The 26,257-nt window shown below is 68.2% G+C and carries 22 protein-coding genes; 13 read left to right on the forward strand and 9 right to left on the reverse strand.

The window, feature by feature from the left end; translation table 11 throughout:
* Positions 1-14 precede the first annotated feature (14 nt).
* The 7 genes from AB4Z01_RS14045 (at position 15) to AB4Z01_RS14075 (ending at position 10,577) form a co-directional block, all read left to right on the forward strand.
* Positions 15-1,742 carry a long-chain-fatty-acid--CoA ligase gene (locus AB4Z01_RS14045; protein WP_441694561.1) on the forward strand — a complete coding sequence of 576 codons (1,728 nt, stop codon included), beginning with the start codon at positions 15-17 and terminating at the stop codon, positions 1,740-1,742.
* 85 nt (positions 1,743-1,827) lie between these two features.
* A complete protein-coding gene (locus tag AB4Z01_RS14050; protein ID WP_441694562.1) occupies positions 1,828-2,253 on the forward strand; it encodes a MerR family transcriptional regulator in 426 nt (141 codons plus the stop codon).
* Between the two features lie 56 nt (positions 2,254-2,309).
* A complete protein-coding gene (locus AB4Z01_RS14055; RefSeq protein WP_441694563.1) occupies positions 2,310-3,449 on the forward strand; it encodes a thiolase family protein in 1,140 nt (379 codons plus the stop codon).
* Positions 3,450-3,628: 179 nt separating this feature from the next.
* The gene (locus AB4Z01_RS14060; RefSeq protein ID WP_441694565.1) at positions 3,629-5,959 is read left to right on the forward strand and encodes a 3-hydroxyacyl-CoA dehydrogenase NAD-binding domain-containing protein; all 2,331 of its coding nucleotides are present in this window, start codon (positions 3,629-3,631) and stop codon (positions 5,957-5,959) included.
* Between the two features lie 12 nt (positions 5,960-5,971).
* Positions 5,972-7,771, forward strand: coding sequence for an acyl-CoA dehydrogenase C-terminal domain-containing protein (locus AB4Z01_RS14065; RefSeq protein ID WP_441694567.1), 1,800 nt, complete (start codon positions 5,972-5,974; stop codon positions 7,769-7,771).
* Between the two features lie 185 nt (positions 7,772-7,956).
* Positions 7,957-8,505 (forward strand): thioesterase family protein, encoded by a 549-nt coding sequence (locus tag AB4Z01_RS14070; RefSeq protein WP_441694569.1) that lies wholly within the window; start codon positions 7,957-7,959, stop codon positions 8,503-8,505.
* Between the two features lie 68 nt (positions 8,506-8,573).
* Positions 8,574-10,577 (forward strand): hypothetical protein, encoded by a 2,004-nt coding sequence (locus AB4Z01_RS14075; RefSeq protein WP_441694571.1) that lies wholly within the window; start codon positions 8,574-8,576, stop codon positions 10,575-10,577.
* A 156-nt stretch (positions 10,578-10,733) separates the two neighbouring features.
* On the opposite strand, the gene def is transcribed toward AB4Z01_RS14075, so the two are convergent.
* Positions 10,734-11,246 (reverse strand): peptide deformylase, encoded by a 513-nt coding sequence (gene def, locus AB4Z01_RS14080; protein WP_441694573.1) that lies wholly within the window; start codon positions 11,244-11,246, stop codon positions 10,734-10,736.
* A 133-nt stretch (positions 11,247-11,379) separates the two neighbouring features.
* Here def and AB4Z01_RS14085 point away from each other — a divergent pair, with 133 nt between their 5' ends.
* The 4 genes from AB4Z01_RS14085 to AB4Z01_RS14100 all read left to right on the forward strand — a co-directional run bounded on the left by AB4Z01_RS14085 (position 11,380) and on the right by AB4Z01_RS14100 (position 15,029).
* On the forward strand, positions 11,380-12,003 hold the full coding sequence (locus AB4Z01_RS14085; protein ID WP_441694575.1) for a hypothetical protein: 624 nt from the start codon (positions 11,380-11,382) through the stop codon (positions 12,001-12,003).
* Between the two features lie 22 nt (positions 12,004-12,025).
* Complete coding sequence (locus AB4Z01_RS14090) at positions 12,026-13,183, forward strand: aminotransferase (protein WP_441694576.1); 1,158 nt, start codon at positions 12,026-12,028, stop codon at positions 13,181-13,183.
* Positions 13,184-13,326: 143 nt separating this feature from the next.
* Complete coding sequence (locus AB4Z01_RS14095; protein ID WP_441694578.1) at positions 13,327-13,923, forward strand: DUF1345 domain-containing protein; 597 nt, start codon at positions 13,327-13,329, stop codon at positions 13,921-13,923.
* Between the two features lie 533 nt (positions 13,924-14,456).
* On the forward strand, positions 14,457-15,029 hold the full coding sequence (locus AB4Z01_RS14100; protein WP_441694580.1) for a DJ-1/PfpI family protein: 573 nt from the start codon (positions 14,457-14,459) through the stop codon (positions 15,027-15,029).
* A gap of 123 nt (positions 15,030-15,152) precedes the next feature.
* Here the strand turns inward: AB4Z01_RS14100 and AB4Z01_RS14105 are convergent, their stop codons facing one another.
* The 8 genes from AB4Z01_RS14105 to AB4Z01_RS14140 all read right to left on the reverse strand — a co-directional run bounded on the left by AB4Z01_RS14105 (position 15,153) and on the right by AB4Z01_RS14140 (position 24,393).
* Positions 15,153-16,205, reverse strand: a complete 1,053-nt coding sequence (locus AB4Z01_RS14105) for an ABC transporter ATP-binding protein (protein WP_441694581.1) — start codon at positions 16,203-16,205, stop codon at positions 15,153-15,155.
* Between the two features lie 8 nt (positions 16,206-16,213).
* A complete protein-coding gene (locus tag AB4Z01_RS14110; RefSeq protein ID WP_441694582.1) occupies positions 16,214-17,311 on the reverse strand; it encodes an ABC transporter ATP-binding protein in 1,098 nt (365 codons plus the stop codon).
* Positions 17,312-17,348: 37 nt separating this feature from the next.
* Positions 17,349-18,266 (reverse strand): ABC transporter permease subunit, encoded by a 918-nt coding sequence (locus AB4Z01_RS14115; RefSeq protein WP_441694583.1) that lies wholly within the window; start codon positions 18,264-18,266, stop codon positions 17,349-17,351.
* Positions 18,267-18,276: 10 nt separating this feature from the next.
* Positions 18,277-19,197: an oligopeptide ABC transporter permease OppB gene (gene oppB, locus AB4Z01_RS14120; RefSeq protein ID WP_441694585.1), complete on the reverse strand. Its 921-nt coding sequence runs from the start codon at positions 19,195-19,197 to the stop codon at positions 18,277-18,279.
* 111 nt (positions 19,198-19,308) lie between these two features.
* Complete coding sequence (locus tag AB4Z01_RS14125; protein ID WP_441694587.1) at positions 19,309-20,907, reverse strand: peptide ABC transporter substrate-binding protein; 1,599 nt, start codon at positions 20,905-20,907, stop codon at positions 19,309-19,311.
* A gap of 247 nt (positions 20,908-21,154) precedes the next feature.
* Positions 21,155-22,222 (reverse strand): COX15/CtaA family protein, encoded by a 1,068-nt coding sequence (locus AB4Z01_RS14130; RefSeq protein WP_441694588.1) that lies wholly within the window; start codon positions 22,220-22,222, stop codon positions 21,155-21,157.
* 169 nt (positions 22,223-22,391) lie between these two features.
* Complete coding sequence (locus AB4Z01_RS14135; RefSeq protein WP_441694590.1) at positions 22,392-23,336, reverse strand: DnaJ C-terminal domain-containing protein; 945 nt, start codon at positions 23,334-23,336, stop codon at positions 22,392-22,394.
* Between the two features lie 88 nt (positions 23,337-23,424).
* Positions 23,425-24,393, reverse strand: a complete 969-nt coding sequence (locus tag AB4Z01_RS14140) for a Gfo/Idh/MocA family protein (protein ID WP_441694591.1) — start codon at positions 24,391-24,393, stop codon at positions 23,425-23,427.
* 142 nt (positions 24,394-24,535) lie between these two features.
* On the opposite strand from AB4Z01_RS14140, the gene AB4Z01_RS14145 reads away from it, so the two are divergent.
* Positions 24,536-25,279 (forward strand): SDR family oxidoreductase, encoded by a 744-nt coding sequence (locus tag AB4Z01_RS14145; RefSeq protein ID WP_429231882.1) that lies wholly within the window; start codon positions 24,536-24,538, stop codon positions 25,277-25,279.
* Positions 25,280-25,327: 48 nt separating this feature from the next.
* The gene (locus tag AB4Z01_RS14150; RefSeq protein ID WP_441694593.1) at positions 25,328-26,170 is read left to right on the forward strand and encodes a fumarylacetoacetate hydrolase family protein; all 843 of its coding nucleotides are present in this window, start codon (positions 25,328-25,330) and stop codon (positions 26,168-26,170) included.
* Positions 26,171-26,257 lie beyond the last annotated feature (87 nt).

Here is a 26,257-nt window from a genome sequence, read left to right on the forward strand (position 1 = left end):
GTGGGGAGACCGTGATGACGGAGGCGCTTGCCTCGGACCGCCCGAATTCCTGGGCCAGGCTGTACCCGCCGAAGATCGACTGGAGCCGGCCAATCGAGCCGCGGCCTCTCTACACCATCCTCGACGACGCGGTGGCGAAGTTTGCCGACCGCCCCTGCTCCACCTTCATGGACAAGACCGTCAGCTACGGCCAGATCGGCGACCTGGTGGYCCGCGCCGCCAAGGGGTTCCAGGCCGCAGGGGTCGGCAAGGGCGACCGGGTCGGGCTGTTCCTGCCGAACTGCCCTTATTACGTGATCTGCTATTTCGCGCTGCTGAAATGCGGCGCGGTGGTGGTCAACTTCAACCCGCTCTATGTCGAGCGCGAGCTGATCACCAAGATCGACGACAGCGGCACCGAGCTGATGGTGACGCTGGATTTGGCGCAGCTGCACGGCAAGCTGCTGCCGCTGGTCGGCCGCACCGCGCTGAAGCGGATCCTGGTCTGCCCGATGGCGGGCGTCCTGCCCTTCCCGAAGAACCTGCTGTTCCCGATCGTCAAGCGACGCGAGGTGGCGAAGGTGCCGAAGGACGGCCGGCACCTGCGCTGGGCCGATCTGGTGCGCAACGACGGCCGGTTCGCCCCGGTCGCGATCGCGCCGGAGGAGGACCTGGCGGTGCTGCAATACACCGGCGGCACCACCGGCACGCCCAAGGGGGCGATGCTGACCCATGCCAATCTCTATGCCAACACGGTGCAGGCGGGCTGCTGGTTCGAGGGCATGGTGCCGGGCCGGGAGCGGATGCTGGCCGTGCTGCCCTTCTTCCACGTCTTCGCCATGACCGTGGCGATGAACCTGGCGATCTGGGGTGGGGCGGAGATCATCATGCTGCCGCGCTTCGAGCTCGAGACCGTCATGAAGACGATCCATGAGAAGAGGCCGACGCTGTTCCCGGCGGTGCCGACGATCTACACCGCGATCGCCAACTTCCCCGAGCGCGCCAAATACGACCTGTCCTCGGTGAAGCGCTGCATCTCGGGCGGGGCGCCGCTGCCGGTCGAGGTCAAGCACGCCTTCGAGGCGGCGACCGGCTGCAAGCTGGTCGAAGGCTACGGCCTGACCGAGGCCTCGCCGATCGCCACCTGCAACCCGCTGTTCGGCGTCAATAAGACCGGCTCGATCGGCATCCCGTTGCCGCAGACGATCATCGAGCTCGTGTCGCTGGACGACCGCGTCACGCTGGTGCCGACCGGCGAACGTGGCGAGGTCTGCATCCGCGGGCCGCAGGTGATGAAGGGCTATTGGCATCGGCCGGAGGACACGGCCGAGGTGCTGCGCAACGGCCGCCTGCACACCGGCGATGTCGGCATCATGGACGAGGACGGCTACACCTTCATCGTCGACCGGATCAAGGACATGATCCTGTGCTCCGGCTTCAACGTCTATCCGCGCAATGTCGAGGAGGCGATCTACCTGCACCCGGCGATCGAGGAATGCATCGTCGCCGGCCTGCCGGACCCCTATCGCGGCCAGACGGTGAAAGCCTACATCAAGCTGCGCGTGGGGCAGAGCCTGACCGCCGACGGTCTGGTCGAGTTCCTGAAGGACAAGCTGTCGCCGATCGAGATGCCGAAGCTGATCGAGTTCCGCGACAAGCCGCTGCCCAAGACCCTGATCGGCAAGCTGTCGCGCAAGACCGTGCTGGAGGAGGAGGCGGCCAAGGCAGCCGCGGCCAAGCCGGAGGCGCGCACCGGCACCTGAGCGCCTGCGATCTTGACCCGTATTTCCGGCCACGTTAGTTTCCGTTTACGTAAACGGCATGCAGCAACGCGGTCGGAGGCACGCCATGGAGGCGGAGACCAGGGAGAAGGCGGAGGTCGAGCAGCGCAGCTATTCGATCGGCGATCTCGCCGCGGCGTTCGACATCACCCCGCGCAGCATCCGGTTCTATGAGGACGAAGGCCTGCTGTCGCCCGAACGGGCAGGCCTGACCCGCATCTACAGCCATCGCGACCGGGCCCGCCTGGCGCTGATCTGCCGTGGCAAGCGCCTCGGCTTCTCCCTGGCCGAGATCAGGGAGTTCCTCGACCTCTATGACCGTGAGCACGGCCAGGTCGGGCAGATGTCCTTCTTCCTCGGCCGCGCCCGGGCCCGACGCGCCGCCCTCGAGACGCAGCTGGTCGACGTGCAGCAGACCATCGAGGACCTGAAGGGCATCGAGGACGAGATCGTCACCTTCCTGAAGCGGGAAGGCGCGCTGCCGGAAGGCTGAGCCGCCTGCCCAATCCGCGGGCGCGGCCCGCGACAAGAAACTCTGAGGATCCTGACATGGACAAGAGCGTCGTCATCGCCGGGTTCAAGCGGTCGCCGCATCACTTCGCCAACAAGGGCGACCTGCGCCGGGTGCGGCCGGACGACCTGGTCGCCGACGTGATCAAGGCGCTGGTGGCCGAGACCAAGGTCGACCCCGAGGCGATCGAGGACCTGATCCTCGGCTGCGCCTTCCCGGAGGGCGAGCAGGGCTTCAACATGGCCCGCATGGTCGTGTTCCTGGCCGGCCTGCCGCAGTCGGTCGGCGGCGTCACGGTCAACCGCTACTGCGGCTCGTCGATGCAGGCGATCCACCAGGCGGCGGGGGCGATCCAGCTGGGCGCTGGCGAGGCCTTCCTGTGCGCCGGGGTCGAGAGCATGACCCGGGTGCCGATGATGGGCTTCAACCCGGCACCGAACCCGAAGCTGGCGGCCGAGATGCCGCAGGCCTATTTCAACATGGGCGTGACCGCCGAGAACCTGGCGGTGAAGTACCAGATCACCCGCGAGAGCCAGCAGGACTTCGCCATCCGGTCGCAGCAGCGCGCCGCCAAGGCCTGGGCCGAGGGCCGCTTCGCCGGCGAGGTCGTGGCGATCGCGACCAGGGACGGCACGGTCGAGCGCGACGGCACCATCCGTCCCGACACCAGCCAGGAAGGCCTGTCCGGGCTGAAGCCGGCCTTCGACCAGAACGGCACGGTGACCGCCGGCACTTCCAGCCCGCTGACCGACGGCGCCTCGGCGACGCTGGTCACCAGCGAGGCCTTCGCCAAGGCCGCCGGGCTGCCGATCCTGGCGCGGATCAGGTCGATCGCGGTGTCGGGCTGCGCGCCGGAGATCATGGGCATCGGCCCGGTCGGCGCCAGCCGCAAGGCGCTGCAGCGCGCCGGGCTGTCGCTCAAGGACATCGACGTGGTCGAGCTGAACGAGGCCTTCGCCGCCCAGGCGCTGGCGGTCGGCCGCGACCTCGAGCTCGACTGGGACAAGACCAATATCGATGGCGGCGCCATCGCGCTGGGCCATCCGCTCGGCGCCTCGGGCGCCCGGATCACCGGCAAGGCCGCGTCGATCCTGAAGCGGGAGGGCAAGGATCTGGCCCTCGCCACCATGTGCATCGGCGGCGGCCAGGGCATCGCCACCGTGCTCGAGGCCGCCTGACCTTCTGACGATTTCCGCGCCCCCAAACCCCTTTTTTCGTCATTCCCGCGAAAGCGGGAATCTCGTCGGGCCGTCAAGGTCTTCAGTCGGGCCGTCAAGGTCTTCAGGAGATCCCCGCGTTCGCGGGGATGACGATCGGAGAGGGAATGGGGGAGGACGCGGCACCAGGGAGCTGAACCATGGACATCAAGCAAGTCGCGGTGATCGGCGCCGGGGTGATGGGCAGCGGCATCGCGGCACATTTCGCCAATGCCGGCGTGCCGGTGCTGTTGCTCGACATCGTGCCGAAGGATGCGACCAACCGGAACGCGGTGGCCGAGGGGGCGCTGGCGCGCATGGCCAAGGCCGACCCGGCACCCTTCATGTCGAAGGCGGCGGCGAAGCTGGTCACCCCCGGCAACACCGAGGACGACCTGGGCAAGCTGGCCGGCTGCGACTGGATCGTCGAGGCGGTGCTGGAGGACCCGGCGGTCAAGCAGGACCTCTATGCCCGGATCGAGCGGGTGATGAAGCCGGGGGCGGCGGTCTCCTCCAACACCTCGACCATCCCGCTGGCAATCCTGACCGAGGGCCGGTCCGAGGCGTTCCGGCGCGGCTTCCTGATCACCCATTTCTTCAACCCGCCGCGCTACATGCGCCTGCTGGAGCTGGTCGTCGGGCCGGAGACCGACCCGGCGCTGGTTGCCGGCATCCGGAGCTTCGCCGACCTCCGCCTCGGCAAGGGCGTGGTCGACTGCAAGGACACCCCCGGCTTCATCGCGAACCGCATCGGCACCTACTGGATCCAGGCGGCGGTCAACGCCGCCTTCGACCTCGGCCTGACGGTGGAGGAGGCGGATGCGGTGGCCGGCCGGCCGATGGGCGTGCCGAAGACCGGCGTGTTCGGGCTGATCGACCTGGTCGGGCTCGACCTGATGCCGCACATCGCCAAGAGCCTGCTGGCGACGCTGCCGAAGGACGACCCGTACCGCGAGATCTATCGGGTCGAGCCGGCGATCGAGAAGCTGATCGCCGAGGGCTACACCGGCCGCAAGGGCAAGGGCGGCTTCTACCGCCTCAGCAAGGCCGCCGACGGCAGCCGGGTGAAGGAGAGCATCGACCTGAAGTCCGGCGCGTGGGCGAAGTCGGACAAGCCGAGGCTGGACGGCGTCGACGCGGCGCGCCAGGGCGGGCTGAAGGCGCTGGTCGCCTTCGACGACAAGACCGGCCACTACGCCGCCCGGGTGCTGGGCCAGACCCTGTCCTACGCCGCCGGGCTGGTGCCGCAGATCGCCGACACGGTGGTCGCGATCGATGAGGCGATGCGACTCGGCTACAACTGGAGCTTCGGCCCGTTCGAGCTGATCGACCAGGTCGGCGCCGACTGGCTGATCGGCTGGCTGGAGAGCCAGGGCAAGCCGGTGCCGGCGCTGCTCAAGTCCGCGCAGGGCCGCAGCTTCTACCGGGTCCAGGACGGCAAGCTGCAATACCTGACCACCGGCGGCGACTATGCCGAGGTGAAGCGGCCGGAGGGCGTGCTGCTGCTGGCCGACATCAAGCGCACCGCCAAGCCGCTCGCCCGGAACGGATCGGCGGCGCTGTGGGACATCGGCGACGGAGTCACCTGCTTCGAGTTCACCTCGAAGATGAACAGCCTCGACGACCAGACCATGGCCCTGCTGGCCGAGGCGATCCGCATCACCGCGTCGAAATACAAGGCGATGGTGATCTACAACGAGGGCACCAACTTCTCGGTCGGAGCCAATCTCGGCCTGGCCCTGTTCGGCATCAACATCGCTCTGTGGCCGCAGATCGAGGCCTTGGTGAAGGGCGGCCAGGATGCCTACAAGGCGCTGAAATTCGCGCCGTTCCCGACCGTCGCCGCGCCCTCCGGCATGGCGCTGGGCGGCGGCTGCGAGATCCTGCTGCATTCGAGCGCGATCCAGGCCCATGCCGAGACCTATTGCGGCCTCGTCGAGGTCGGCGTCGGCCTCATCCCCGGCTGGGGCGGCTGCAAGGAGATGCTGCTGCGGGCCTATGGCCAGCCGAAGCGGCCGGGCGGGCCGATGCCGCCGATCGGGCAGGTGTTCGAGACTATCGGCACGGCCAAGGTGGCGAAGTCGGCCTTCGAGGCCAAGGAGCTGCTGTATTTCCGGCCGAATGACGGCATCACCATGAACCGCGACCGGCTGCTGGCCGACGCCAAGGCCCGGGCTTTGGCGCTGGCCGAGGGCTACCAGCCGCCGGAGCCGGCCGAGGAGATCCGGCTGCCGGGCCCGACCGCGCGGACCGCGCTGGCCCTGGCGGTCGCCGACCTGGCCCGCAGCGGCAAGGCGACACCCTACGACATCGTCGTCTCCGACAAGCTGGCGAATGTGCTGTCCGGCGGCGACACCGACATCACCGAAAAGCTGACCGAGGACGACGTGCTGGCGCTGGAGCGCGAAGCGTTCACCGCGCTGGTCCGGGCCCCCGGCACCATCGCCCGGGTCGAGCACATGCTGGCCACCGGCAAGCCGCTGCGGAACTGAGAGGATCTGAGAATGCCCAGCTACAAGGTCCCGCTCGACGACATCCGCTTCGTGCTGCACGAGCTGCTCGACGCCGGCCAGCTCCCCAAGCTGCCCGGCTATGAGGAGGCGACGCCCGACACCGTCGACGCCATCCTGGAGGAGGCGGCGCGCCTGGCCGAGAACGAGCTGGCGCCGCTGAACCAGTCCGGCGACGAGGAGGGCTGCCGCTTCGAGAACGGCGTGGTCATCACGCCGAAGGGCTTCAAGGCAGCCTACCGCACCTTCGCCGAGGGCGGCTGGACCGGCCTGTCGGCCGACCCGGCCTATGGCGGCCAGGGCATGCCCAAGGCGGTGAACGTCGTGATCGAGGAGGTGCTGTCCTCCGCCAACATGTCCTTCGGCATGTATCCCGGCCTGTCGCAGGGCGCCTACAACGCGCTCGAGGTCTATGGCGACGACCGGCAGAAGGGGACCTATCTGCCGAAGCTGGCCGACGGCACCTGGTCCGGCACCATGTGCCTGACCGAGCCGCATTGCGGCACCGATCTCGGCCTGATCCGCACCAGGGCCGAGCCGGCGGCAGACGGCGCCTGGAGCATCACCGGCACCAAGATCTTCATCTCGGCCGGCGAGCACGACCTGACCGAGAACATCATCCACCTGGTGCTGGCCCGCCTGCCCGATGCCCCGCCGGGCATCAAGGGCATCAGCCTGTTCGTGGTGCCGAAGTTCCTGCCGAAGGAGGAGGGCGGGGCGGTCGTCGCCGGCCCGCGCAACGGCATCGCCTGCGGCTCGATCGAGCACAAGATGGGCATCAAGGCCTCGTCCACCTGCGTGATGAATCTCGACGGGGCCACCGGCTGGCTGGTCGGCGAGAAGCACAAGGGCATGCGGGCGATGTTCGTGATGATGAACACCGCCCGGCTCGGCGTCGCGATGCAGGGACTCGGCATCGCCGAGGTCGCCTACCAGAACGCCGTGGCCTACGCCAAGGACCGGCTGCAGGGCCGCGCCCTCTCCGGCCCGAAGGCGCCGGACCAGCCGGCCGACCCGATCATCGTCCATCCCGACGTGCGCAAGAACCTCCTGGTCGGCAAGGCCTTCGCCGAGGGCGCGCGGGCGCTGGGCTACCTGGTCGGCATCAACATCGACCTCTACACCAAGCACCCCGACCCGGCGGTTCGGCAGAACGCCAACGACTTCGTGTCGCTGATGACGCCGATCCTGAAGGCCTATTTCACCGATATGGGGCTCGAGGTCGCCACCCGGTCGCAGCAGGTGCTGGGCGGTCACGGCTACATCCGCGAATGGGGGATGGAGCAGTTCGTCCGCGACGCCCGCATCGCCCAGATCTACGAGGGCGCCAACGGCATCCAGGCGCTCGACCTGGTCGGCCGCAAGATGCCGCAGGATATGGGCCGGCTGCTGCGCAGCTTTTTCCACCCGGTCGACGCCTTCATCCGCGAGGAGGCGGAGAACGAGGCGATGCTGGAATTCGTCGGCCCGCTGGCCAAGGCCTTCGGCAAGTTGCAGCAGGCCACCGCCTGGATCGCCCAGAAGGGGCTGAAGGACCCGGAGGAGGCCGGCGCCGCCTCGTCCGACTACCTCAAGCTGTTCGCCCTGGTGGCGCTGGGCTGGATGTGGGCGCGGATGGCCAAGCTGGCGCTGGAGAAGGCGCCCAAGGCCGGCGACCGCGCCGGCTTCTACGACGCCAAGCTGAAGACGGCGCGCTTCTTCATCCAGCGCATGCTGCCGGAGACCGGCTCGCTGTTCATCCAGATCATGGCCGGCAAGGCGCCGCTGATGGCGCTCGACGCCGAGGCGTTCTGATCCCGAAGGGGCGGTCGGTCCCAGGCTGCCCCCTCACCCGAAATCACTGCGCGATTTCGACCTCTCCCCAGGCAGAGGTGAAGGCGGCGCTCATTTCCCTCTCCTTGGGGAGAGTGAGGGGCCCGTCGCGTCGGCGACGGGAGGGTGAGGGGGGCGTTCACCCCGACGCAGGAAAGGCACGGCCGATGAACCTCTACCTCCGCCTCATCCGGGTCGTGGTCGCGGCGCTGCTCGGGCGCCGGCTGACCCTGTTCGACGACAGCGTGGTGCGGTTCCGGGTCTGGCCGAACGACCTCGATTTCAACCTGCACATGAACAATGGCCGGTACCTGACGGTGATGGATCTCGGCCGCACCGACCTGATGCTGCGGGTCGGGCTGGTCGGCCTGCTGTGGCGGCGGCGCTGGGCGCCGGTGCTGGGCGGGGCGACCATCCGCTACCGCCGCTCGCTCGCCGCCTTCGCCGGCTACCGGCTGCGCAGCCGGCTGCTCGGCTGGGACGAGAAGTGGCTGTATCTCGACCAAAGCTTCGAGGACGCGACCGGCGCCGTCGCTGCCCATGCCGTGGTCAAGGCCGTGTTCCGCCGCCGCGGCGGCACGGTGCCGACCGCCGAGATCGCCGCCGCCTTCGGCTGGCAGGGCCCGTCGCCCGAGTTGCCGGCCTATGTCCAGGCCCTGCGCGACGGCGAGCACGCGATGCGCGAGGGGCTGCGGGACGGCCCCCGCGCTGCCTGATCTTCGCCTTGCTCCCGCCGCGCGGCCGCGCCAGTCTGGCGCCGGCTCCGACGGGGGGGGAGGAACGGATGAGAGTCCTGGCAGGCCTGGTCATCGCCGCATCGCTGGCAACCCTGTCCGCATCACCCGCCGCGGCGGCCGGATCGCCGGACTCCAAGGCGCTGGCCGAAGCGATCTCCGCGATCTACGTGCCGCTCGGCCTTGCCCACGCCATGGTCGCAAGCTGCGATCGAATCGACGCCCCCGGCGCCGCGGCCCATGCGACGGCACTGCGGGCCTGGCGCGAGGCGAACGACGCCGACGGGCTGGAGCGGCTGGTGGAGCGGGTCATGGCGCAGAGCGACGCTGTCGCCAAGGCCCGATTGAAGCTCGACGCCGCACTCCAATCGCAGGCCGACGCTCTGGTGCAGAAGATGCCGCTGGCCTGCGGCTCCTTGCCGACGGTATTCGGCGGGACGACTTTCGCGCTCGCCACCAAGGCCGCGCCGGCCCGCGGCGTGCTGGAGGCCTTCCTCGGCCCGGCACCGCGGCCGAAGACGCTCTATTCCGCCGGCCAGCTTTCGGCCCTGGCGGCGGAGGCGTGGCGCCAGGCGCCGCAGGACAAGGACGAGACCGACCAGACCGACTGGGTGTCCACCGTGCTGGGCCGGATCGGGTTGATCGCGGTGTCAGGCCGGGTGGTCGACGACGACCAGCTGCAGCAATGGACGGTCGACCAGCAGTCGCTGTGGAAGGTCAGCTGCGAGTTCGCCGACGATGCCGAGGAAACGCTGTTCGGCCGTCAGATCGGCCGCAACGTCGTCGTCTCGGGCCGGATCGACCGGGTCTACAACTTCAACCTGATCAAGCTGGACGACTGCCGTCTGCTCGACGAGTCCGGCGGCATCGCCAAGGCGAACATCCCGGACGAGACGGGCCTGACGCCGAAGCCGAAGTCGCTGTACTCGATCGCCCAGCTCTCGGTCATCGCGAAGGAACTGTTCCGGCGCACGCCCGGCGCGAAGGACGACGACAAGGTCGAGGCGGTCACCGCGGCGATGCGGACGCTCGGGCCGATCGTCCTCGCCGGCCGTTCCGACGGCGACGACCGGCTGCAGCAATGGCTGTCAGAGCAGCGCTCGATCTGGAGCGCCAGCTGCGAGTTCGCCGACGACGCCGAGAAGAAGCGGTTCGAGCAGGCGAAGGACAAGGACGTCACCGTCATCGCCCGCATCAGCAAGGTCTATGCCTTCGAGGTGTTCAACCTGGCCGACTGCCGGCTGCTGGACGACCCGTCGCGGGTCGCCCGCTCCGACCTGCCGGAGGCCGGCGGGCTGGAATACCGGCCGCCGGATGCGGCGGAGGTGAATGCCGGGCCGGACAAGGGCATCCCGGCCGACCAGATCGAGGCGGTGCTGTTCCGCGAGCAGTTCCAGGTCGGCATGAACCCGACCGGCGGCACCTACACCGACCGCAACGAGGAGAGTTTCCTGCTGCTGAAGGACGGCACCGCCTATCGCTACGAGTTCGATTATCCGCCGACCGATCTCGACGCCGATCAGGTCCGCCGCCGGGCGCCGCAGGACTGGTCGCGCTGGGAGCGGCCGGGCGACAAATACGTGATGTCCGCGGCGGCGGGGGAGAAGGCGGACCTGCCCAGCTTCACGGTGCTGAAGCCGTTCCCACCCGACGCCCGGCTGGACCGCAGCTACTACTTCCTGAACGTGTTCCAGGGCGGCGTCACCCGGCGCATCGACCTCGTCTTCCGGCCCGACGGCACCTTCGAGCGCCACCAGGGCGGCAGCTTCTTCATGCAGAGCATGGCAGGGACGGGACCGGACGGCGGCTCGGTCGGCGTCGCGGGGGGCGGTTTCGCTGCCGTCACGAACGAGAACGGCTTCTCGGCCATGGGCGCGCTGAAGTCGCGGGATTCAGCCGGGCGCTACCGGCTCGACGGCTACACGCTGCAGCTCATGGCCGATGACGGCACGGTCACCCGGCTGCGCATCGGCGTTCCCGGCGACGACCTCAAGGCGCCGGACACGCTCAACATCGGCGGAACGAGCTACTGGGATGCGGAGGAGGAAAAGTAGGAAGGGCAAGGGTGCGAGCCTCTGCCCGATCATGTCATCCTCGGGCTTGACCCGAGGATCCAGGGGCGGCCAGAGCGGTTCTTCGTGGCCCCTGGATTGCCGGGTCAAGCCCGGCAATGACAGAAAAGTAATGTGGAGCCGCGAGAGGCACCGCCGTCAGGCGTGGTCCTTCTTCCACTTCTGGACCTTGCGCAGGATCATGTTCCGGCGCAGCGCCGAGATGTGGTCGACGAACAGCACGCCGTTGAGATGGTCGATCTCGTGCTGCACGCAGGTGGCCAGCAGGCCGGTCGCGTGCGTCTCCTGCGGCGCGCCGGTCTCGTCCAGGTAGCGGATCTTGACCTCGGCCGGGCGCACCACCTCGGCCCATTGCTCGGGCAGCGACAGGCAGCCTTCCTCAGCGGTCTGCAGATCCTCCGACGCCCAGGTGATCTCCGGGTTGATCAGGCGCAGCGGCGCCGGCGGCTCGTCCTTGCCGGCGACATCGATGACGATGATCCGCTCCAGCACGCCGATCTGCGGCGCCGCGAGGCCGATGCCCGGCGCGGCATACATCGTCTCCAGCATGTCGTCGGTCAGCTGGCGGATGCGGTCATCCACCGCGGCGACCGGCTTCGCTTTGGTCTTGAGACGGGAATCGGGGGCGATCAGGATCGGGAGCTTGGCCATGGCGCGATCCAGATAGGCATGCGGCGGACAGGGGTCAAGCGTCGCCATCGGCGGGGCTGCTGTGCCAGGTGGCTTGTGTTACGGTGCGCCCGCGCCGCCGGGCGCGACTGGAGAGACAGACAGGACGAGAGCCGTGACCGCGATTGCCAAGCCCGAAACATCGCTGCTCGCCGACATGGCGCCGGATGAGCAGGAGCGGCTGCGGTCGATCGCCGAGGACGTCCGCAGCGGGGCCAATTGGGTGGTGCGCAAGCGCAAGCTGCTCGACACGCTGCTGGCGATCGAGGCGGCGATCGGCGGCACGCCGAACGAGGCGCTGATCGGCGACGACAGCGACTTCGCCGCGCTGCGCGACGAGATCCGCAAGATGGAGGAGGCGGCCCAGGCCGCCGCGGCCGCCGCCGGCGAGGCACCGGACGTGCCGCTGGATGAGGACGAACTGGCCGCCGCCGCCAACGAGATCGCCTTCCTGACCGGCCTGCCGACCTATGTCGGCGCGGTGCTGGAGATTCTCGACGAGGGTGAGATCGTCGCCGTCGAGCAGGCCGCCTTCTACCACCTCTCCGCCCATCCGGAGCATCAGCGCGCCGCCGACGCCTGGTTCGATGCCGACATCCGCAACGACAAGGCGTTCCGCAAGTTCCTGCGCGCCAACCGCGACTATTCCGACCTGCTCGACCGGTTCGAGGAGATGCTGGACGTGGTCGAGGAGGGGCCGGAGGACGAGGAGTTCGACGACGCCCCGACCCGGCACTGACACGGGCGACCTGAGTTCCAAGATGAAGCCCGGAAACGCCATCTTCTCCGGCCTCGGCACCACGGTGTTCGAGGTCATGTCCCGGCTGGCGCGGCAGCACGGCGCGGTCAATCTCGGCCAGGGCTTCCCGGACGGGAAAGGGCCGGAGGATGTGCTGCGGGTCGCCGCCGCCGCCGTCACCGACGGCTGGAACCAGTACCCGCCGATGCTCGGCCTGCCCGAGCTGCGCCAAGCCGTGGCGGCGCATGACAAGCGCTTCTACGGGCTCGAGGTCGATCCCGACAGCGAGGTCGTGGTCACCTCCGGCGCCACCGAGGCGCTGGCGGCGGCGCTGTTCGCGCTGATCGAGCCGGGCGACGAGGTGGTGCTGTTCGAGCCGCTCTACGACGCCTATCTGCCGCTGGTCCGCCGCGCCGGCGGGGTGCCGAAATTCGTGCATCTGACGCCGCCCGACTGGTCATTCGACCGGGCGGCCCTGGCAAGTGCCTTCTCGCCGCGGACCAAGGCGGTGCTGTTCAACAACCCGCTGAACCCGGCCGCCAAGGTGTTCGGCGCGGCCGAGCTGGATCTGCTGGCCGAGTTCGTCGAGGGCTCGGACGCCTATGTCATCTGCGACGAGGTCTACGAACACCTGGTGTTCGACGGCCGGCGGCACCAGCCGCTGATCGCCCGGCCCGGCATGCGCGACCGCTGCCTGAAGATCGGCTCGGCCGGCAAGACCTTCTCGCTGACCGGCTGGAAGGTCGGCTACGTCACCGCGGCGCCGGCGCTGGCGACGCTGCTGGGCAAGACGCATCAGTTCCTGACCTTCACCACCCCGCCGAACCTGCAGGCCGCCGTGGCCTATGGCCTGGCCAAGGGCGACGATTATTACGACGGCTTCACCGCCGAGCTGCAGGGCAAGCGCGACCGCTTCGCCGCCGGGCTGCGGCGGCTGGGGCTGACGGTGCTGCCCTGCGACGGCACCTATTTCGTCAATCTCGACATCGGCTCGACCGGCTTCAACGGCGACGACCAGGCCTTCTGCCGGCACCTGATCGAGGAGGTCGGAGTCGCCGCCATCCCGGTCTCGGCTTTCTATGCCGAGTCCCCGCTGTCGACCGTCGCCCGCTTCTGCTTCGCCAAGCAGGATGCGGTGCTGGACGAAGCACTGGCGCGGCTGGCCAAGCGGTTCGGCTAGGCGGCCCGAAACGGCACTGGACAGCCGGGCAGGGGAATGCCCTCCTCGCGGCAGCGATCCTGCGAAGGGAGGCTGCCCTGCTCGGCCCGATCCGCAACCATCTGCGGCACCACACCCGTTTCTATGCCGGCGCGCTGCTCGGCGTGGCGCTCTGGTTCGCCTTGGGCGGCAGCGCCAGCGGTCCGATCGCCGTCGTCATCGCCGGCGATGCCTTCTTCGGCCTGTATCTCGCCTGGACCGCGGTCCTGGCCAGGCATGTGACGGCCGACTCGTTCCGGCACCGCGCCGACATCGACGATGAGGGCCTGCCGCTGATCGTGCTGATCACGATGATCGCGGCCGGCCTCGGCGTGGCCTCGATCTTCAGCCTGCTGAACCAGGCGCAGAGGCCGGCACCGCTGCATCTGGTCCTGGCGGTCGCCGGCGTGGCGCTAGGCTGGGCGACGCTGCACACCGTCTTCGCCTTCCGCTACGCCCATCTCTACTACGGCAATGCCGGCGGCGAGCACGGCAAGCGCCGGGATGCGCGCGGGCTGGAATTCCCGGGCGATGACGAGCCGGGCGTGTGGGACTTCCTCTACTATTCCTTCGTCGTCGGCATGACGGCCCAGGTCTCGGACGTGCAGGTGACCGATTCCTATATGCGCCGGCTGACCCTCGGCCACGGCGTGCTGTCCTTCATTTTCAACACCGTGATCCTGGCGCTGGCGGTCAATATCGCGGCCGGCCTGGCGCATTGACCGATCCCGCCCTTGACAGATCCGCTTATTCGCCCGACCTTTATCGCAGGTGCAACAAACGAAAGGAGGTGATCCGATGTCTAGCGCTCCGGTGACCTTGATCTCCGCGGCGGCCCTGATGGGACGAGCGTCGGATCGGGCGATGTCGGCAACCTCCGATCTGCCGGCCTGACACCGACCACTTCGTCGCGGCGATCCGCGAGCGCCGGCACTTAAGACCGGTGCCTCACCGAACGTTGAACTCCGACCGCCGCCCTCCGGGGCGGCGGTTTTGCATCTTGCAGCAGGGCTTCGGAAGCGGACCGAGCCCCAGCATTGTGCAATGCACCCATGCGACGGGTCTGCGCCATTGACTTTCGGCGTCCCTGCCGCCACTTCTACGATCGAATTCAATCACCATCCCGGCATGGTTTCGCCGCTGCCTCGCGACACGCGATCCGCAGCGCAGGACGGCGCCTCGTGCGCGTCCATAAGGCGACCATGTGATCCGGAGGGGATCCGCCGGGACCGGCTTCAGCAAGGGAGAATAATACATGCAGAACGACAAGCCTCTCGCCGGCAAGACGATCGCCATCCTGGTGTCGAACGGGTTCGAGGAAGTCCAGATGACCGAGCCGCAGCGGGCCCTGCTCGCCGCCGGCGCCGCCCTGAAGATCGTCTCGACCGAGCAGGGGCTGGTCAATGGCTGGCACGAGAAGGCGTGGGGTCACTACTTCGCCGTCGACGTGCCGCTGTCGAACGCGCTGGCCGCGGATTTCGACGCCGTCCTGATCCCGGGTGGTGAGCGCGGCGTGGCCAAGCTGGCCGCCAACCCGCACACCAAGCGCATCCTTCGCGGCTTCGCCGATGCCGGCAAGCCGATCGCCGCCCTCGGCGTCGCGCCGCAGCTGCTGGCGCTGTCCGAGCGGATCCAGGGCCGCACCGTGGTCGCCAATGACAGCGTCCGCGAGACGCTCGAGGCCGCCGGCGCCAAGCTGGTCGACGACACGGTCGTGGTCGACGGCAACCTGATCACCGCCCGCGACGACCTCGACATGCCCGCGTTCAAGGGCTCGATCGTCGAGCACTTCACGACCGTTGCCGCCTTGGTGGCCGCGGCCGCCTGATCCTCCGGGACCGGGAAAGTTTAAAGGGCGCCGGTTTTTCCGGCGCCCTTTTTGCTTTGGGCTCGATATCGATCGTCAGGTTGGATGCGTTGCCTCTCCCGCAAGCGGGAGAGGCAACGCAAATTACGCCGCCTCGTCGCGGCGGGCCGGGGTCGGGGTGTCCCAGAAGTGGCAGGCGGCCTGGTGGCCGGGGCTGCCGACATCGATCAACTGCGGTGCCACCTGGGCGCACAGATCCTGCGCCTTCGGGCAGCGGGTGCGGAAATAGCAGCCGGTGGGCGGGTTCAGCGGGCTCGGCAGGTCGCCGGTCAGCACGATCCGCTTCTTGCTGCGCTCGGCATCCGGGTCGGGCAGCGGCACCGCCGAGATCAGCGCCTGGGTGTAGGGGTGGCGCGGATTGTCGTAGATGTCGTCGCGGTCGGCGATCTCGGCCAGCTTGCCGAGATACAGCACCATGATGCGGTGGCTGATGTGGCGCACCACCGACAGGTCGTGGCTGATGAAGATCAGCGACAGGCCGAACTGGCGCTGCAGCCGCATCAGCAGGTTGACGATCTGGCTCTGGATCGAGACGTCGAGGGCCGAGACCGGCTCGTCGCACACGATCAGCTTCGGGTTCAGGATCATCGCCCGGGCGATGCCGATGCGCTGCGCCTGGCCGCCGGAGAATTCGTGCGGATAGCGGTTGATCATCTCCGGCCGCAGCCCGACCAGGCCCATGATCTCCTCGACCTTGGCCCGGCGCGCCTTCTTGCTCAGCTTGCCCTCGAACACGTCGAGCGGCTCGCCGATGATCTCGCCCACGGTCATGCGCGGGTTCAGCGAGGCCAGCGGGTCCTGGAAGATGATCTGCAGGTCCTGCCGCTTCTCGCGCATCGCCTGGCTGTCGAGATTGGCGATGTTCTCGCCCATCCACACCACCTGGCCCGCGGTCGGCGGGATTAGCTGCAGCACGGCGCGGCCGAGGGTCGACTTGCCGCAGCCGGATTCACCGACGATGCCGAGCGTCTCGCCGGCCTTGAGGTCGAAGCTGATGCCGTCGACCGCCTTCAGGCTGTCGCGGTGGCTGGACCACATGTGCCGCTTCGGCATCGAGAAATGCACGCGCAGGTCGCGCACCGACAGGATCGTCTTGCCGTCGTAGGACGGATTGGCCGGCGGGAGGGTGTCGGTCATGGCGGGCCTCAATGACGGGTCCGGGCGGCGCGATCGGCGTCGATGACTGCGCGATCGGCCTCGGTCAAAGGCAGCTGGGTCAGGTGGCAGGCCTTGGCCCGCCGCACGCCGCTGGCTTCGAGGTCGCCGCCGCAGGGGCGCAGCAGCGGCTCTTCCGCCACGCAGCGGGCATGGGCGTAGCGGCAGCGCGGCTGGAAGTTGCAGCCGGGCGGCAGGTTCTGCAGGTTCGGCGGCTGGCCGCCGATCGACGGCAGCTCGGCATGCCGGTCGGAGTTCAGCCGCGGCATGCTCTGCAGCAGCCCCTCGGTGTAGGGGTGCTGCGGGTTGTAGAAGATGTCCCGCACCGACCCGGTCTCGATCACGTTGCCGGCATACATCACCATCACCCGGTCGGCGAGGCCGGCGATGACGCCGAGATCATGGGTGATCAGCACGATCGAGGTGTTGAACTCGCGCTTCAGGTCGCGCATCAGGTCCAGGATCTGGGCCTGGACGGTGACGTCGAGGGCGGTGGTCGGCTCGTCGGCGATCAGCAGGTCTGGCTGGCACAGCAGGGCCATGGCGATCATCACCCGCTGGCGCATGCCGCCGGAGAATTCATGCGGATACATGCCGATCCGGCGCTTGCCCTCGGGGATGCGGACCAGGTCCAGCATCTCGATCGACCGCTTCAGCGCCTGGCCCTGGTTCATCCCCTTGTGCTGCACCAGCACCTCGGTCATTTGCCGGGCGATGGTCAGGTACGGGTTCAGCGACGTCATCGGATCCTGGAAGATCATCGACATCTTCGAACCGCGCACCCGGTTCAGTTTGGCCGGCGGCAGGCCCAGGATCTCCTGCCCCCGGTACTGCACGCTGCCGGTGGCGCGGCCGTTCGAGGCCAGGAGGCCCATCACCGACATGAACAGCTGGCTCTTGCCCGAGCCGCTCTCGCCGACGACGCCGATGGTCTCGCCGGCAGCGATGTCGAGCGAGATGCCGTTCACCGCGGCGACGACGCCGTCGCCGGTCTGGAAGCGGGTGACGAGATTGCGGATCGCCAGGATGATCTCGGCCTGGGCGGGAGCGGTGGCCACGGTGCCGGCGGTCGGGGTCGGGGTGGTCACGAGAGTTGCTGCAGTCATTGTGCGTTGGCCTCGGGGCTCAGCGATCGCGCGGGTCGAGGGCGTCGCGCAGCCCGTCCCCGATGAAATTGAGGCAGAACAGGGTGACGGCCAGGAACACGGCCGGGAACACCAGCATCCACCAGGCGATGGTCATGCTGCGGGCGCCATCCGAGATCAGCACGCCCCAGCTCGTCATCGGCTCCTGCACCCCGAGACCAAGGAAGGACAGGAAGCTTTCCAGCAGGATCACCTGCGGCACGGTCAGCGTCATGTAGACGATGACCGGCCCGAGCGTGTTCGGGATCACGTGCTTGCGGATGATGCGCCAGTTCGACAGGCCGCAGGCATGCGCGGCCTCGATATATTCCTTGCGCTTGATCGACAGGGTCTGGCCCCGGACGATGCGCGCCATGTCCAGCCAGTTCACCGCGCCGATGGCGACGAAGATCAGGATGATGTTCCGGCCGAAGAATACCATCAGCAGGATCACGAAGAACATGAACGGCAGGGAGTACAGCACGTCGACCAGCCGCATCATCATGCTGTCGACGCGGCCGCCCAGGAAGCCGGAGGTGGCGCCGTAGGTGACGCCGATGATCAGGCTGACCAGGGTACCGACGATGCCGACCATCAGCGAGATCTGGCCGCCATAGAGGGTGCGGACCAGGAGGTCGCGGCCATTGGCCTCGGTGCCGAAGTAATGCGCGAAGGTGCCGTCATCCGCGGCCGCGAAGCTGGGCGGCGCGGTGAAGGCGGTGTAGTCGACCTCGTCCAGCCCCCAGGGCAGCAGATAGGGCCCGGCGACGCAGGCGATGGCGATGATCGCCAGCATCGCGACGCTGGCGATGGCGGCCTTGTTGCCGCGCAGGCGCCGCCAGGCGTCCTGCCACAGGCTGCGGCCCTTGATCGGCTGGGCGGCGGGGGGCGGAAGGGTTCCGATGGTGGCGTCGGTCATCGCCGCGTCCTCAATCGTAGCGCACGCGCGGGTCGAGCGCGCCGTACAGCAGATCGACCAGCAGGTTGAACAGGATGATCAGCACGGCGAAGAAGATCACCGTGCCCATCACCAGGGTATAGTCGCGGTTCAGTGCGCCCTGGATGAAATAGCGGCCGATGCCGGGGATGCCGAAGATCTGCTCGATCACGATCGAGCCGGTGATGATGCCGGCGGTGGCGGGGCCGAGATAGGAGACGACCGGCAGCAGCCCGGCCTTCAGCGTGTGCCGCATGATCGTGATCCGCTCGGGCAGGCCCTTGGCTCTGGCGGTGCGCACGAAATTCGAGCGCAACACCTCGATCATGCTGGCGCGGGTCAGCCGGGCGATATAGGCGGTCGGCGGCAGGGATAGCGCCACGATCGGCAGGATGAACGAGGTCCAGCCGGCGGTGATGCCGCCGGCCGGCAGGATCCGCCAAGTCACGGCCAGGAGCAGCACCAGAAGAGGCGCCACGACGAAGTTCGGGATGGTGATGCCGATCATGGCGATCGCCATGGTGCCGTAGTCGCCGGGCGTGTTCTGCTTCAACGCCGCGATGGTTCCGAACAGGATGCCGAAGAAGCTGGCGACCGCGACCGCGATCAGGCCGATCTGCAGCGAATAGGGGAAGCCCTTGCTCAGCAGCTCGTTGACCGAATAGTCGCGCATCCGGAAGGACGGGCCGAAATCACCCTGCAGGACATTGCCCATGTAGCGGCCGAACTGCATGTAGAGCGGCTCGTCCAGATGATACGCCTTCTCGAGGTTGCGCTTGATCTCGACCGGCAGCGGCTTGTCGGTGGCGAAGGGGCCGCCCGGCGCCAGCCGGATCATGAAGAAGGCCACCGCGATGATGATCAGGATGGTCGGTATGGCGCCCAGGATGCGGCGCACGGCATAGCTCAGCATGGCATCGGATCCTTCGCCCGGGCGGGATGTCGGACATAACCCGGGGGCTGAAAAAGTCGATGCCCGCCCTCCGGCTGGGTCCGGCGGGCGGGCATCGTCACGGGGTCGGCCTCAGCGCTCGACGGACATCCAGCGCGCGAGGTGGAAGTCCTGCACGTTGTCCACCCAGCCCTTCACGGCGGGGGAGACGGCGTGCTTGGTGGTGTAGAAGTAGATCGGCAGCACCGGCAGGTCGGCGATCATCACCTTCTCGGCCTGCTGCATCAGGTCGCCGCGCTGCTTCGGGTCGGTCGCCTTGGCGGCCTGCGCCATCAGCTCGTCGAACTTCGGATTGGCGTAGCCCGAGGTGCTCTGCTCGCCGACGGTGCCCAGCTCGAGCTGCAGGAAGCCGAAGGCGTCGTTGTAGTCGCCGATCCAGCCATGCCGCGCGATGTCCGGAAATTCCTTCTTGTTGCGGGTGTTCTGGAAGGTGCCCCATTCCTGGTTCACCAGCTTGGCGTCGACGCCGAGCTTCTTGTTCCACATGGCGGCGATGAACACGGCCACCTTCTTGTGGTTCTCGCTGGTGTTGTAGGTGATCTCCAGCTTCAGCGGCTTGTCCGGGCCGTAGCCGGCCTTGGCGTACAGCTCCTTGGCCTTGGCGTCGCGCTCGGCCTGGGTCAGCTTGCCGTCCTCCGGCTCCCAGGTCGGGAAGTTCTGGGTGCCCGGGGGCACGAAGCTGTAGGCCGGGATCTGGTCAGCCTGGGTGACGTTCTTGATCAGCGATTCACGGTCGACCGCCAGCGACAGCGCCTCGCGCAGCTCCGGGCTGCTCTTCCACGGCTCGTGCGTCAGGTTGTAGGCGTAGAAGTAGACGCCGAGATACGGCGTGATGTGGATCTCGTCCGGGCTTTCCTTGCGCAGGCTCGGGATCTGCTGGCTCGGCAGTTCGTAGGTCATGTCGAGCTCGCCGGCCTTGAACCGCTGCAGCTCGGCGTCGATGTCCTCGGTGGGATAGACCATCACCGTGTCGATCTTGACGTTCGCCGCGTCGTGGAAGTTCGGGTTCTTGACCAGCTTGATGTAGCCCTGCGGCACCGCCTCGGCCAGCATGTAGGCGCCGTTCGAGACCAGGTTGCCGGGCTTGATGAACTCGTCGCCGAACTTCTCGACATTGGCCTTGCTGACCGCGAAGGTCGATTGGTGCACCAGCGACGAGATGAAATACGCCGTGGGCGCGTTCAGCTTGACCTCGAAGGTGCGGTCGTCGATCGCCTTCACCCCCAGGGCGTCGAGCGGCTTCTTGCCGTTGCGGATATCCTCGGCGTTGACCACCGGGTCCAGGTAATAGGCATAGGCCGAGCCGGTCTTCGGGTCGACCAGCCGCTGCCAGCCGAACACGAAATCCGCCGCCGTCACCGGCGTGCCGTCCGACCACTTCTCGTCCGCGCGCAGCTTGAAGGTGTAGGTCAGCCCGTCATCCGACACCGTGTGGCTCTCGGCCGCACCGGGCGACGGCTCGCCCTTGGCGTCGTAGGTCATCAGGCCTTCGAACAGATCAGCCGCGATATTGGCCTCCGGCACCCCTTCCATCTTGTGCGGATCCAGGGTCGACGGCTCGGCGCCGTTGCCCTTGTTGAACACCATCTCGGCCACGGCCGCGCTTGAAACGCCGCCCAGGAGGGCGGCGGCGAGCAGCCCGCGCGCCAGGATTTTGGTGAAGCTGTGCATGTGTTCGCCCCTACTGTTTCCGGTTTCCCGGTCACTGGTTTGTTTACAAGGCACGCCCAAACGGCGCGCTCTCGTCCGTCTCCCACCAGCGAGGAGTGATGGCGTGGACGGTATCGTTTCGACCGCATTTGAGCAATCGAATTCGCGGGTCTGCTATGAATCCGGCGCGCGTTTCATGCCTTGCAAAAGTCGCAAACAGGAAAGTGTCGAATCGGCCCTGCGCTTGTTCTTTACTTTCTTCTTGGCCTCATCTGGCCCGCGATTCCGAAACCGGCCGGGTTACGAAACGCAGCGCGAGCAGCAGGGCCAGCAGCAGCAGCGCCCCGGCCTGGTGCATCGCACCCAACCAGACCGGCACCTGCGCGAGCAAAGTGGAGATGCCGAGGCCGACCTGGACCACCACCATCAGCCCGGCCAGATGGCCCCAGCCGACCACCGGCGTGCGGCTGCAGCGAAAGGCAAGGGCCAGCACCACCAGGGACGTGCCGATCGCCAGCCAGCGATGGGTGAACTGGACCAGGGCAGTGTTGTCGAACCAGTTCAGCCAGGCCGGGATGATGCTGAAGGATTCCGGCGGCGGCAGCAGCCGGCCGTCCATCAGCGGGAAGGTGTTGTAGACCTGTCCGGCGTCGAGCCCCGCGACGAAGGCGCCCCAGCACATGGTGACGGCGACGCAGCCGATCGCGAACGAGGCGTGCCGGCGCAACGACCGCGCACCGGCGAAGCGGCCCAGCCGCGGCAGCACCAGTCCGTAGGCGGTCCACAGGATGAGAGCGTAGAGCAGCACGGCGAGGCCGAGATGCGCCGCCAGCCGGTAATGGCTGACCGAAGGCCGGTCGACCAGGCCGCTCATCACCATGAACCAGCCCAGCGCCCCCTGCAGCCCGCCCAGCACCAGCAGGCCCAGCAGGCGCAGCCGCAGGCCGCGGTCAAGCCCGCCGCGCCACCAGAACCAGGCCAGGCCGGCAGCGAAGACCAGGCCGATCAGCCGGCCCCACAGCCGGTGCAGCCATTCCCAGAAGAAGATCCGCTGGAACGCCTCCAGCGACATGCCGGTGTTCTTGTACAGGTACTCCGGCGTGGCCTTGTAGGCGGCGAAGGCGTCCGCCCAGGCCTGGTCCGACAGCGGCGGCAGTGCGCCCTTGATCGGCGCCCATTCGACGATCGACAGGCCGCTCTCGGTCAGCCGCGTGATCGCGCCGATCACCGCCATGGCGAAGACCATGGCGGCGCACAGGAACAGCCACAGCGCGACGGAGCGCGTGGCTGGGGCGGCGGCAGGGCGCAGGGCCGCGGCGGCGGGGGCGGAATGCATGAATCGGCTTATCGCGCCGGCCCGCGGCGGCGTCAAATCTGTCGTTGTCGCAGGGATGGGAATAGCGTCGTAGGTTGGGTTCGCGACAGCGAACCCAACACCGGTTCGGGCGGCGCGATGTTGGGTTCGGCAGACGCGAACCCAACCTACATCCGGTGTCTCCTGACCCTTACCGGATCTTGCCCTTGCGCGGGTCATAGGGGTGGCGGGCGCCCCAATCCTCGACGAAGCTGGCCAGCTCCGGATCGGCCGGGTCGGGCAGGGTGACGGCCAGCCGGACATACTGGTCGCCGCGATTGCTGCCGGTGGGATTGCGCACGCCCTTGCCCTTCAGCCGCAGGACCGCGCCGCTGTTCGACCCCTTGGGGATGGTCAGCATCACCGGGCCCAGCAGCGTCGGCACCTCGACCCGGCCGCCCAGAACCGCCTCCTGCAGCGATATCGGCAGGGTCATGCGGATGTCGCTGCCGTCGCGCTCCAGCACCGGGTCGGGGATGATCCGGACCTCGATCAGCGCGTCGCCGGGAACGCCTCGGCCGCCCTTCTCGCCTTGGCCGCGCAGGCGGATGGTCTGGCCGTCGGTCAGGCCGACCGGCAGGGTGACCTTGAGCGAGCGGCCGTCGGCCAGCGTCACCGTGGTCTCGCCGCCTTCGACGGCAAGGCGGAACTCGGCCCGCAGCGTGTAGCTGATGTCGCGGCCCTTGCCGCCGGCCTTGCCGCCGCCGGCCCGGGCGCCGCCCTGGCCGAACATGCCGCGCAGGATGTCGTCGATGTCGCCGGCATCGGTGAAGGCGTCGTAGCTGTCGGTGCGCTGGTAGCGCGTGCCGCCGGCGCCGCTTCCGGCCCCTGCGCCGGGCCAGCCGCCGCCGGGCCGGCGGGCATAGCCGCGCTCGGTGCCGTTGGCGTCGATCTCGCCGGCGTCGAAGCGGCGGCGCTTTTCGGCGTCGCTTAGCAGGTCATAGGCGGTCGACACCGCCTTGAACCGGTCCTCGGCGCGCGCGTCGCCCTGGTTCAGGTCAGGGTGGTGCTTCTTGGCGAGCTTGCGATAGGCCCGCCGGATCTCGTCCTCGCTGGCGGTGCGGGCCACGCCCAGCACGGCATACGGGTCATCCATGGCTCGGATCTCTGGGGGTAAGTCCTTGATCCGCGTACATGATGTCGTGCCGCCTCGGTTTCAACGCTCCCCCTCGCCCCTGCGGCTTTCAATTTGCGGTTGCGTCGCCGCCGTCGAATCGCCGGCGCCAATCGGCCAGCTGGTGCGTGATGTCCAGCGCCGCGGCCAGCGCCGCCCGGCCTTCCGGCCCGCTGACTGCCGGCGGGCGGCCGTTGCCGACGCTGTCGAGGAAGCTCTGGATCTCCAGCTTCAGCGGGTCGCCGGTCTCGAACTGCTGCTCTTCCTGGTACAGCTCCGGCTGGCCGTCGCGGCCGCGGGTCTTGCGGATGAAGGTCAGCTTGGCCTCGCTGAGGTCGACCATGATGTAGCCGTCCTGCTGGAAGATCCGCATGGTGCGGTGGCGCTTCCAGCTGACCCGGCTGGCCGTCACCGTGGCGGTGCAGCCATTGGCGAATTGCAGCCGGGCGTTGACGATGTCGTCGGCCTCGCTCAGCACCGGCGCGCCGACGGCGTCAATGCGGTCGAGCGGGGCGCCGACGATCTTCAGCACCAGGTCGATGTCGTGGATCATCATGTCGAGCACGACATTGACGTCGGTGCCGCGCGGCTTGAAGGCGGAGATGCGCTGGCATTCGATGTAGCGCGGCCGGTCCAGGATCTTGGCCAGGCCCTGCACCACCGGGTTGAACCGCTCGAGATGGCCGACCTGCAGCACCAGCTTGCGGTCGGCGGCCAGGCGGCTCAGCGCGTCGGCCTCCTCCAGCGTGTTGCTGATCGGCTTCTCGATCAGCACGTGGATGCCGGCCTCCAGGCAAATGCGTGCCGTGTCGAAATGGGCGTTGGTCGGCACCGCGACGCTGACCGCGTCGACCTGGCCGATCAGCTCGGACAGGTCGGTCACAGCCCGGACGCCCAGCTTCGTCGCCAGCGCCCCGGCCCGGGCAGGGTCGGTGTCGCAGACCGCGACCAGCTCGGCCTCGGGCAATTCCGCATGCTTGGCGGCGTGCAGGCTGCCGAAATAGCCCGCCCCGATCACCGCGGTCCGGGTCCGCTTCATGTCGTCTCCACGCTCGTCAGCAACACTGCTGCGCCTTCCTAACGCTGTTGCCTACGCTTTGACCAGCGGTGATACGCTTCCGCTTGACGGGCGCGCCGCTCGGGGCGAGGAATACGTCCGACTTAACAAGCGGGTTCAAGACATGGCTGGCAGGCTGGCGGGCAAGACGGCGGTGCTGACCGCGGCGGGGCAGGGGATCGGCCGGGCGACGGCGCTGGCCTTCGTCCGCGAAGGTGCGACGGTCCACGCCACCGACATCAACGAAGCGGCGCTGCAGGCCCTGGCGGCCGAGGTGCCGGGGATCTCGACAACCCGGCTCGACGTACTCGACCATGACGCGATCAAGGCCTATGCGGCCGAACGTGGCGCCGTCGACGTGCTGTTCAACTGCGCCGGCTTCGTCCATGCCGGCACCATCCTCGACTGCGAGGAGAAGGACTGGGATTTCTCCTTCAACCTCAATGTCCGCTCCGCCTACCACATGTGCCGCGCCTTCCTGCCGGCAATGATCGGGGCCGGCGGCGGCACCATCGTCAACGTCGCCTCGGTCTGCTCCTCGATCAAGGGCCTGCCGAACCGCTTCGTCTACGGCGCCACCAAGGCGGCCGTGCTGGGCCTGACCAAGTCGATCGCCGCCGATTTCGTCGGCCAGGGCATCCGCTGCAACGCCATCTGCCCGGGCACGGTGGAGACGCCGAGCCTGCATGACCGCATGGCGGCGCAGGGCGATGTCGAGAAGGCGCGCGCCGCCTTCGTGGCGCGCCAGCCGATGGGTCGCCTCGGCAATGCTGAGGAGATCGCGTCGCTGGCCGTGTACCTGGCCTCGGACGAGGCCTCCTACCTCACCGGCCAGGCCATCAACGTCGACGGCGGCATCACCATCTGACTGCGGCTTCCGGCCGCCCAACACCCGCGTTCCAGGGAGAGAACACCAATGAAGCTGCTGCGCTACGGCCCCGTGGGGCAGGAGAAGCCGGGCCTGCTCGACGCCGAGGGCCGCATTCGCGACCTGTCGGGCGCCGTGCCCGACATCGCCGGCGACGCGCTGACCCCGGCCGGCATCGCCCGGCTCAAGGGCCTCGACCCGTCCTCGCTGCCGGTCGTCTCCGGCAATCCGCGGCTCGGCGCCTGCGTCGCCGGCACCGGCAAGTTCATCTGCATCGGCCTGAACTACTCCGACCATGCGGCCGAGACCGGCGCCACCGTGCCGCCGGAGCCGATCATCTTCATGAAGGCCACCAGCGCCATCGTCGGCCCGAATGACGATGTCGAGATCCCGCGCGCCAGCGAGAAGACCGACTGGGAGGTCGAACTCGGCATCGTCATCGGCAAGCCGGCCAAATATGTGTCGGAGGCCGACGCGATGAGCCATGTCGCCGGCTTCTGCGTCATCAATGACGTCTCCGAGCGCGCCTTCCAGACCGAGCGCCACGGCCAGTGGACCAAGGGCAAGAGCTGCGACACCTTTGGCCCGACCGGCCCCTGGCTGGTGACGCCGGACGAGGTCGGCGACTACGACAGCCTGCACATGTGGCTGGAGGTCGACGGCCACCGCTACCAGAACGGCTCGACCAAGACGATGGTCTACAAGACGCCGTTCCTGGTCAGCTATCTCAGCCAGTTCATGGGGCTGCGCACCGGCGACATCATCTCCACCGGCACCCCGCCGGGCGTCGGCATGGGCCAGAAGCCGCCGAAATACCTGAAGGCCGGCCAGACCATCCGCCTCGGCATCGAGAAGCTGGGCGAGCAGGCGCAGAAGACCATCCAGGCCTGACGGCCAGTCTCCGGATGACACGGGCGCCGTTATGCCCGTGTCATCCGTCGCATGAATTCGCGTTAAACCGTCTTGCCGGCCGCGACG

Source organism: Inquilinus sp. YAF38, assembly GCF_052113205.1.
Taxonomy (GTDB): Bacteria; Pseudomonadota; Alphaproteobacteria; order DSM-16000; family Inquilinaceae; genus Inquilinus.